Consider the following 8,837-nt stretch of genomic DNA (forward strand, 5'->3'; position numbering starts at 1 on the left):
CGGTCTACCCAGACCACCCCCGCGCCAGTGCTAGCTTTGCGTACCGTCACTTATTGCACTGAAAACGAGGAGACCCCAACCAGCGCGTGCCCACGTTGAATTGGCTGTGTTCGGGATGGCGGATCTCGTTCCACAGGGCGCGGCAGCGCTCACTCAGCCAGGCATTGAGTTCGACAAAGGAACTGAAGCGATGTCGGGCCGCCTCGATCCAGATGCGCCGACGGCTGTACTGCACGTTCTTCTCCACGCGCCCCTTCTCCCAGCCCGCCGCGACGTTGCAGAAGTCAGGGTCGTACAGGTAGTGCGCGCACATCACCGAGAAGCGCGCGTTGACAGTGCGGCCCTTGCCCTTGTGGACCTTGTCGACGGCGGTAAGCCCCGCTGCTTCAGGCCGCCCCACGAAGACGCAGACAAGTCGACTTAAAGGCAGCTTCAGACTGATGGCAGAAGTTTTAGGCCGCCGCGCTACTCGTTTGTACCAAAGCTGAAAGCATGCATCCGCGACATTGATAGGTCAGGCGACCGTGCCGGCACTTGCAAACCTCGACGGCGGCGATGTATTTGGCCCCATAAACTGACTGCTGAAAGTCGGCAATCAGGATGACGACAGGGGTACCGCATAGATCCTCAAGTGGCGAGCGGCGGCTGCCGTACGCACATGGCGCAAAGCGCCTTTGTGCGCAGCATCTAGGTTTCTCTGAACGTCGATGACATCAAGCCGGCAGGTTTCGTCTTGACGATGGCGGCGTTTAATCAAGCATTGGATCCGCCTGGATCCGCCGTCATTTGGCTCGTCGACGACCTAAATGCGCGTTTGGTGCTCGATCCGACGAACTGAAGATTACCCGCCAAGGCCAAGAAGCTTGCACTCGCCAAAGCTCTGCAGTTCAGGATTTCTTTCGGAAAATGACGACGTGCTGCCACGGCAGCCTCGCGTCTGTACGCACCCACTGCAACGGCAGGATTTCCGCTTCCCGGCGGATCTGCCTTTCCGTCATCTTGTGCAGCTGCTTGATCTGTACTGCGGGATCTTCCGCCTTGTACTCCACGAAAACGACCCGCCCGCCGGGCGCGAGCGACTGCACCACACTCCTGAGCATCTCATACGGAGCAGACAGCTCGTGATACACGTCGACCATGATCGCCAGGTCGACGGACCCCGGCGCCAGACGGGCATCGTTTTCAGTACCCAATGAAGGCGTGATATTGCGCATGCCTTCGGCTTCCGCAGCCTGGCGCAAAAGCGCGACCATCTCGGGTTGCACATCGACCGCCAGGACTCTGCCGGAAGGGGCGACCAGGCGCGCCATGCGACGGGACAGGTAGCCGGTACCAGCGCCGATGTCGGCAACCACCATGCCTGGCTTCAACTCCAGCGCATCCAGGAGAAGGTCGGTACGTTCTTCCTTCTCCCGTTCCTGGCGTTCGAGCCATGGCGCTCCTTGCCACCCCATGACCTGTGCGATCTCGCGACCCAGGTAGCGTTTGCCGATGCCGTCGGCGCTGGGCACTCCAGCGACGTACGCTAGCTCTTGCGCTTGCGCCGGAAAGCTGCCGGCACCAAGCAGCGATCCCAAAACCCCAGCTAAAACTGCAACGTTCCGAAAGAGTGTCATGTCAATCCAGTCAATCTCAGACAGGCATTTCGAAGTGGCCTGAATCTGCAGGTCAAGCCCTGCCGTCGCATTTGTCGCTGCAATGAAATGGGAACAACAGGGAGACTTATTTGACCCAGGTAGCAATCAACCAGTTTCAAATTTCGAAGACCCGCAGTTGGCCGTTTGGAGTCATGGCCCTCACAGATCTGGAACACAAAAGCACGTTAGCACCGCTTTCGCAAGGTAAAGCGCTTCGATTCTGCTCGGAGAGTGCCATTAGGCCAGCAGCAGGTTTCGCCCGCGGCTCACGTGTAAAGCCCGTGTAATCATGCCGCGAATACTTCACATAAAAGGGGAACCTGCGAGAACAGTTCAGTAGCCTCAATCAACCGCAAACTCGCATGGATGCTGGATTTTTCCAACTTTTTGAGATTCTTTAGAAATCGAGGTAGCGAAGACTCTTAATTCGTAGGTCGAGTTGTTGGCGCCGACTGGAGAGTGAGCCAACGGGGGTGCGGCACCGACAGCTATTTCCTCGGGTCGAAGCCTTTCGTGCAGCGTGCGCAGCGCTCGCGGCGCACGCTGGGCGTGCCCGTCCGGCAGGTGCACTACGATTTCTTAGGGCCCGCTTCGGCCCTTGATTGAGGCTTGAATCGCCTGCAGAGTCGGCAGGATCGACTTCACGGCACTGGACCAAGGGCCGCCTCTGCATCCGCGCCTACGCGCCTAGCCAGAATCTCTCGCTGCGATCGAGAAAGTCATGCAGGTGCACGATCACCGAATCGTCGTCGAGCAGGACGACGGCGTACTGTGGTGGCTCGAAGCTTCCCGGGATGTCTTCGGATTCCCCAAGGTGCAGTGCCACCTGATGGTTGGTACCGCGCAAAGTCGAGAAGGGGATGCCGCGCCAGGTGCCCGAGATGGGCCGGTGGATGTGGCCGAAGAACAGGTGCTTGATGCGATGCGCGTGGCCCTTCAGTGCTGTCAGCAACCATTCGTTGTCGACCAATCCGATTCGATCCGCGACCGGGATGCCAAGGTGGAATGCCGGATGATGCATGAACAGGAGCACCGGTGAATCATCCTCCGCCAAGCGCTGGGAAAGCCAGTTTGCCCGTTGCTCGCAGAAGACGCCGCAATGCGTTCCCGGTTCGTTGGTATCCAGAAACAGACCCCTGAACCTCCCGATGGCCTGCTCGTACTGGACGAACCCATTGCTGTCCACCGGCACCTGTGGGAAGCGCTCGCGGAAGTTGGTCCGGCTGTCGTGGTTGCCGAGAATCAGATGAACCGGCATTGGCAACCGCGCGCATTGCTCCGACAGCTGGCGGTAGGCGTCCGGGTGCCCGACATGTGCGAGGTCGCCCGTGATCACGCAAGACGCTGCGTCCGCGTGCTCGGCGATCACGCTGTCGATGCAGCGCTCGAACCGTTTGCCGGGGTCATGGCCGTAGAGGGCGCGACCCTGCTCGACAAGATGAATGTCCGTGATGTGGATGAACTTGTGCATGGTCGTGCCTTGCACTCAGCGCGGCAGCAATGCCTGGACGGCCTTGCTCATCTCGCTAAGGGCAACGGCGGGTTGCACCTCTTGCGAAACCACGGTCTGGAGGTGATCCTTGATTACGTCGGTAATCTTGAAGCCGTTGTCACCCGGAAACGCGTACGGGCCGGTGAGTACCGGCATCTGCGCGATGGCGGTCAGATGATTGGGGTTTGCCTTGTAGAAGGGCGCAAGCAGGTTCGGGTCGGTCGCTGGCAACGTGTTGGCCGGGAAGTAGCCGGTTGCCTTGACCATGGTCGTCGCGCCCAGCGGGCCGGTGGCGAACTTGATGTATTCCCAAGCAGCGGCCTGCTTGGCAGGATCCTTGGAAAACATCATCGCTGCATTGCCGCCGGCCGGCAGTCGGCCGTCCTTGGCAACGGGCATGCGGGCGGTACGAATCTCGAACTTGCCTCCCACCTGCTTCGTGATGCTGCCCAGGCGCGCAGTGGTTGTCGCCAGTACCGCGAGCTTGCCGCTCACGAAGTCCTGCAAGGCGGCCGAATAGGAGATGTTGCGCATCTCACCCTGCTTGACGAGCTGCTCGAGGGTCAGCATGGCGGCCTTGCCTGCGGGGCCGTCGAAGGCCACCTTCTTCTCGTCGGCGGTCAACATGGTGCCGCCGTTGCTGAAGACCAGCGCCTGCCACATCCAGTTGCCCGTGATGTCCCACTCGACGTGAAGGCTCTCGGTGCCGGGCGTTGCCGCCTTCGACTTTTTGGCCGCGTTCATGATGGCATCCCAGTTCATGGGAAAGCGATCGGGCTCCACGCCCGCCTTGCGCATCAGGTCGGCGTTGTAGTAGATGACGGGTGTAGACAGCGCGAAGCCGATGCCGACCTGCTGACCCTTGACTTGCCCCAGTGAAAGCAACGCTTGGTCGTAACCCATCCCCGCCCAGCCCTTCTCCGCCTTGATGAAGGGCGTCAGGTCGACAGCGAGCCCACGGTCGGCAAACACGCGCTGACGATTGAGGCCCTGATAAGACACATCGGGGAGCTGGCCCGTGACGGCCTGGCGCAGAACCTGTTGTGCCGCGACCTCGTAGTCAGACGTGGGCGCACGGAACGTGACCTTGTACTGGGGGAACTTCGCCATGAAGTCTTTTGCGATTGATTCATGGACCTCTTTGAAGAGATCAGCGTACGCGTAGTCGATCACGATCTCAGTCGGTTGCTGAGCCTGTGCCAGGCCGGTGGTCATTAACACGGCCAGTGCGGCGGTTTTCTTAAACAGTTGTTTCATTGCTTGATTCCTTGCGGTTTAACCTTTGACGCCGGTGAGCGTCACACCTTCGATGAAGCGCTTTTGCGCGACGACGAACAACAGCACCAGCGGCGCCGTGATCAGCACCGTGCCGGCCATCAGCGGACCGAACGCGCTGCCTGCTTCCTCATTGCGGAAGAACATGGTTCCCAACGGCGGCGTCGCCAGATGGGGTGAATTGATGACCAGCAGTGGCCAGAAGTAGTCGTTCCAATGCCAGACCACCGAGAAGATCGAGAACGCCAGCAAGGCAGGCATGGCCGTGGGCAGCATCACGCGCCAGACGATCTCCAACTCACCCATGCCGTCGAGCCGCGCGGCGTGGATCAGGTCGTCGGGCACGGTGCGAAAGAACTGCCGCATCAGGAAGATGCCGAACGCGGACACGCTGAAAGGCAGGATGAGCGCGGCCATCGAGTCGAGCAGACCGGCGTGATACAGCATTACGTAGAGGGGGATGGCCGTGGCTTGGTATGGCACCATGAGCGCCAGCATCACCAAGCGCCAAGCCCACGGCTTGCCACGGAACGACAGCTTGGCAAAGGCGTAGGCGGCAGGCAGTGCCACCAGGATCTGCAGCACCAGGATGCCCGCGCAGACGAGCACGCCATTCCACAGGTAGCGCAGCAAGGGGACCTTGGTTAGCGCGAGGGTGTAGTTCTCCACTGCAGCGAAGCGCGTCGGAAAAAGATGAATCTCGCTGCCGAAGATTTCGTCGGCAGGCTTGAGCGAGGTCAGCACCATCCAGATGAACGGCATCAGGAAGACCAGGGCCACGGCCATCAGCACCACGTGGCGAAGAATCCGAAAGGAAGGGGAAGGAGGTTTCATGCGTAGTGCGTCCTGCGCTCCAGCGCGGCGTGCTGGATCTGGGTCAAGAGGAAGATGCCGGCGATGAAGACCACCGTCATGGCGCTGGCGTAACCCATGCGGAAGAAGCTGAACCCCTCCGCATAGATGGTGTGCAGCAGCACTTCGGTGGCCTTGTTCGGCCCGCCCTTGGTGAGCACATGGACGGTGTCGAAGACCTGCAGGGCGCGGATGGCGCAGACAGTGATGACGAACAAGGTGGTAGGGCCCAGCAACGGCCAGGTGACGAAGCGGAATCGATCGAAGGGGCGATCGATGCCGTCGAGTTCCGCCGCATCTCGCACGTCGCGGGGGATTCCTTGCAGCCCGGCCAGGAAGAACACCAGGGCAAGCCCCGACATCTGCCAGATGCCGATCGCGGCGACCGAGTACAGCGCGAGGTGGCGGTCGTTGAGCCAGTTCTGGGGTGCGACGCCGACCTGCTGGAGCAGGTGATTGACGAGCCCGGCGCTCGGATGCAGCAGGAATTCCCACACGACCGCCATTGCGATCAGCGTCGATGCGGCCGGCATGAAAAAGGCTGTGCGGTAGAAGCCGCGTCCCGATCGATCGGATTCGATCAACAAGGCGAGGCTCAGGCCCAGCGTGATCGATCCCCCGGTGACCAGGACGAGGTAGACAAGGGTGTTGGCCACAGACTTGCGGAACACCGCGTCCGACCAGAGTTCGGCGTAGTTCTGCAGGCCGACCCAGTTCAGGGTGGTGGCGCCGAACTGCCAATCGGTCAGCGACATCAGAAATACGGCAAGGACGGGTATGAACAGCAGAAGCGTCGCAAGAAGGCCCGCGGGCGCGAGAAGTGAAACGGTGGAAAGAGGATGGGCGCGCATGCTCGGCTTTCAGGCCACTCGCTTCAGGGTGTCGCATCGACCGATCGACATGCGCTGGCCGCCGGCGTCGAAGACATGCAGGGCTTCCCACGGGACCGTGACCTCGAACTCGGCCCCTGCGTGCGCTGCCGTGCCAGCCGGGAGGCAGACGATGCAGGCTTCCCCCTGGCTCGGCAGGGTCAGCGTGGCCATCAATTCGGCACCCGCGTATTCCACATGGCCAACCACGCCGCGCACGGTGAGGCCCGGCGCCTTTGCCAAGGTGACAGCCTGCGGCCGGAAGGCGACACGGCAGGGCCCGCCGTTCCCCGCGGTATCTGCGATGCGTTGCGCCAGGCAATGGATCTCGCCATTGGCGAGGATGTCGCCCGGCACGACGTTGATCCGCGGTGCGCCGACGAATCGAGCCACCTCGAGGCTTTGTGGCCGCATGTACAGATCTTCGGGTGGCGCCACCTGAAGGATGCGGCCTTCGCGCATGACCGCCACACGGTCCGACATGGACATGGCTTCGTGCTGATCGTGCGTGACGTAGATGAACGTCACGCCCAACTGGTCGTGAAGCTGCCGGATCTCGGCACGCAGCGCATGGCGAAGGTTGGCGTCCAGATTAGAAAGGGGCTCGTCGAACAGGAACACGGAGGGGTGGCGAACCATCGCGCGCGCCAGGGCGACGCGTTGGCGCTGGCCGCCCGACAGGTGCGCCGGCTTACGATCGAGTAACCCGTCGATGGCGAGTCGCCGGGCCACTTCATGTGCGCTGGCATGGATGTCGGCGAGCCGGCGGCGCACCCCGGGGGATACCAGGCGTGCCCCCGGCAGGCGACCCCAGAACCCCAGGCCGCGCATCACCAGCGGCATCGAGATGTTCTCGCGCACGGTCATGTGCGGGTACAGCGCATAGGACTGGAACACCATCGCGCAGTCCCGTGCGCTGGGTGACAGGGCGAGCAGGTCGCGGTCTCCCATGCGGATCGTGCCGGTGTCGGGCGTGTCCAGGCCGGCGATCAGCTTCAGCAAGGTGGACTTGCCGCAACCGGACGCGCCCAGCAGGGTGAGGAATTCGCCGTCGCGCACTGTCAGGTCGAGTTCCTGAAGAACGGCAGCGTTGCCGAAGCGTTTGGTCAGGCCGGAAATCTGGATGTCAGACATGGTCGTTCGTCTCCGCCGTTGACTGAGTCGATGTCCGGGCGGCCATCCAGCTGTGAAACTCTGCGTAGCCCGAAAACGCCACGGTGCACGGGCGCAAGTCGTCGGGCGCCGCGGCGTAGCCGCCGAGATGGGCCGCCAGCCGTACGCCAGCCGCCTGGGCACACGCTGCGTCAATGCCGGAGTCCCCGACGAACAGCGCTGTCCGCGGCGTCCCGCCCAACTGGGTCAGTGCGAGGTGCAACGGCGCGGCGTCCGGCTTGGGATGCTCGGTGTCGCCCAGGCCCACGATCGCGTCGAAGAAGCCGGTCAGCGCTGCCTTGTCCAGAAGCGTGCGTGTGGAGCCTTGATCGCGGTTCGTGCAAATGCCCAGTGCGATGCGCTGCGAACGAAGCATCGACAGCAGATCGAGAGCGCCGTCGTATGCCACAGTTTTGTGCAGCCAGTGCGATGCGTAGCGGTGCGCGAAGGCATCTTCGAGTCGCGACCCCAACGCGAGCGGCACAGACGCGGCCTGAAGCCGGAGCGCGCTCTGGAAGAGGGCGGTGATGCCCTGGCTCAAGGCAGGACGAAGATGCTGCGGCTCGACGGCCTGCAATCCGGCGAGCACAAGCACCTCATTGGCCGCGGCTGCGAGGGTGGGCAAGGTGTCGAAAAGGGTTCCATCGACATCAAAGACGACTGTTCGTATTTGATCGTTAGTGTTCATGTCCTGAATGCTACGAACATGATGAGTCAAACTCATGACAAATACGGGCGGTACAGTTTCCGCATCGATCCCGTGCGCGCGTGGCGCGTCAACCGTCCTGAAATGCAAGAAAACAGATGCTCAAAGCAGCTCGCCAGAAAGAAATCGTCGCCCTTTTGCAAGGGGGCGGCGTCGTCGAAGTCAGCGTGCTGGCGGAGCGTTTTCAGACATCGCCGATCACTGTCCGCCGTGACCTCATCGAATTGCAGGAGCGTGGCGTGCTGGCCCGCACGCGAGGGGGCGCGATTCCCGGCAATGAGGTGTATGCAGAGGGTTGGGCGCGGTACGAGAGTGTTAGCTACGCGGAGCGCGAGAGGGAAAACTACCGCGAGAAACGAGCCATCGCGGAGCTGGCCGCGCAATCAGTGTCGGACGGCGACTGCATCCTCATCAACGGCGGTACCACGTGCAGGCACCTCGCGGAAGCTCTGCGAGGTCATCACCACCTTCATGTCGTCACCAACGGACTGACCGTCGCCATGGAGCTGGCCAAGAGCAGAAACGCCACTGTCCATCTCCTGCAGGGCACCGTGGACTTTCAGAAGATGACGAGTGTGGGCCGCCTCGAAACAGGTGCATTCGAGGACATCACGGTCAGAGCGGCCTTCCTGGGCGTCCACGGGATCTCCGCGACCGGGGGCATCGGCATGCTGACGCCCGAGGAGTCAGCGATGAATCGAGCCTTCGTGGACGCGGCCCAGTCCGTCAATGTCCTCGTCGACTCCTCCAAGTTCAAGGCGCAAGCAATCTTCAGGATCGGGGTCTCCTCGTTTTCAGTGCAATAAGTGACGGTACGCAAAGCTAGCACTGGCGCGGGGGTGGTCTGGGTAGAC

8 protein-coding genes and 1 pseudogene are annotated in these 8,837 nt (G+C 61.8%); 1 reads left to right on the forward strand and 8 read right to left on the reverse strand.

Going from position 1 to position 8,837, the window contains the following annotated elements; genetic code table 11:
• Positions 1-91: 91 nt before the first annotated feature.
• The 8 genes and pseudogenes from AC07ZH_RS20275 to AC07ZH_RS20310 all read right to left on the reverse strand — a co-directional run.
• A pseudogene (locus AC07ZH_RS20275) lies at positions 92-373 on the reverse strand (IS21 family transposase); the annotation flags it as partial.
• Positions 374-887: 514 nt separating this feature from the next.
• On the reverse strand, positions 888-1,616 hold the full coding sequence (locus AC07ZH_RS20280) for a class I SAM-dependent methyltransferase (RefSeq protein ID WP_031942805.1): 729 nt from the start codon (positions 1,614-1,616) through the stop codon (positions 888-890).
• A gap of 700 nt (positions 1,617-2,316) precedes the next feature.
• Positions 2,317-3,108: a phosphodiesterase gene (locus tag AC07ZH_RS20285; RefSeq protein WP_029309111.1), complete on the reverse strand. Its 792-nt coding sequence runs from the start codon at positions 3,106-3,108 to the stop codon at positions 2,317-2,319.
• Positions 3,109-3,123: 15 nt separating this feature from the next.
• Positions 3,124-4,386: an ABC transporter substrate-binding protein gene (locus AC07ZH_RS20290; RefSeq protein WP_495201094.1), complete on the reverse strand. Its 1,263-nt coding sequence runs from the start codon at positions 4,384-4,386 to the stop codon at positions 3,124-3,126.
• Positions 4,387-4,404: 18 nt separating this feature from the next.
• Positions 4,405-5,238: a carbohydrate ABC transporter permease gene (locus AC07ZH_RS20295; protein ID WP_165091848.1), complete on the reverse strand. Its 834-nt coding sequence runs from the start codon at positions 5,236-5,238 to the stop codon at positions 4,405-4,407.
• Positions 5,235-6,107: a carbohydrate ABC transporter permease gene (locus tag AC07ZH_RS20300; protein ID WP_029309265.1), complete on the reverse strand. Its 873-nt coding sequence runs from the start codon at positions 6,105-6,107 to the stop codon at positions 5,235-5,237. The genes AC07ZH_RS20295 and AC07ZH_RS20300 overlap by 4 nt, the downstream gene beginning before the upstream one ends.
• A 9-nt stretch (positions 6,108-6,116) precedes the next feature.
• Positions 6,117-7,259 (reverse strand): ABC transporter ATP-binding protein, encoded by a 1,143-nt coding sequence (locus AC07ZH_RS20305; protein ID WP_029309264.1) that lies wholly within the window; start codon positions 7,257-7,259, stop codon positions 6,117-6,119.
• A complete protein-coding gene (locus AC07ZH_RS20310) occupies positions 7,252-7,965 on the reverse strand; it encodes an HAD family hydrolase (protein WP_051723375.1) in 714 nt (237 codons plus the stop codon). Before AC07ZH_RS20310 ends, AC07ZH_RS20305 begins: the two co-directional genes overlap by 8 nt.
• A 116-nt stretch (positions 7,966-8,081) precedes the next feature.
• Between AC07ZH_RS20310 and AC07ZH_RS20315 the strand changes: the two genes are divergently transcribed.
• Positions 8,082-8,789 carry a DeoR/GlpR family DNA-binding transcription regulator gene (locus tag AC07ZH_RS20315; protein WP_274923534.1) on the forward strand — a complete coding sequence of 236 codons (708 nt, stop codon included), beginning with the start codon at positions 8,082-8,084 and terminating at the stop codon, positions 8,787-8,789.
• Positions 8,790-8,837 lie beyond the last annotated feature (48 nt).

Source organism: Simplicispira sp. GW247-4R2A (genome assembly GCF_059424465.1).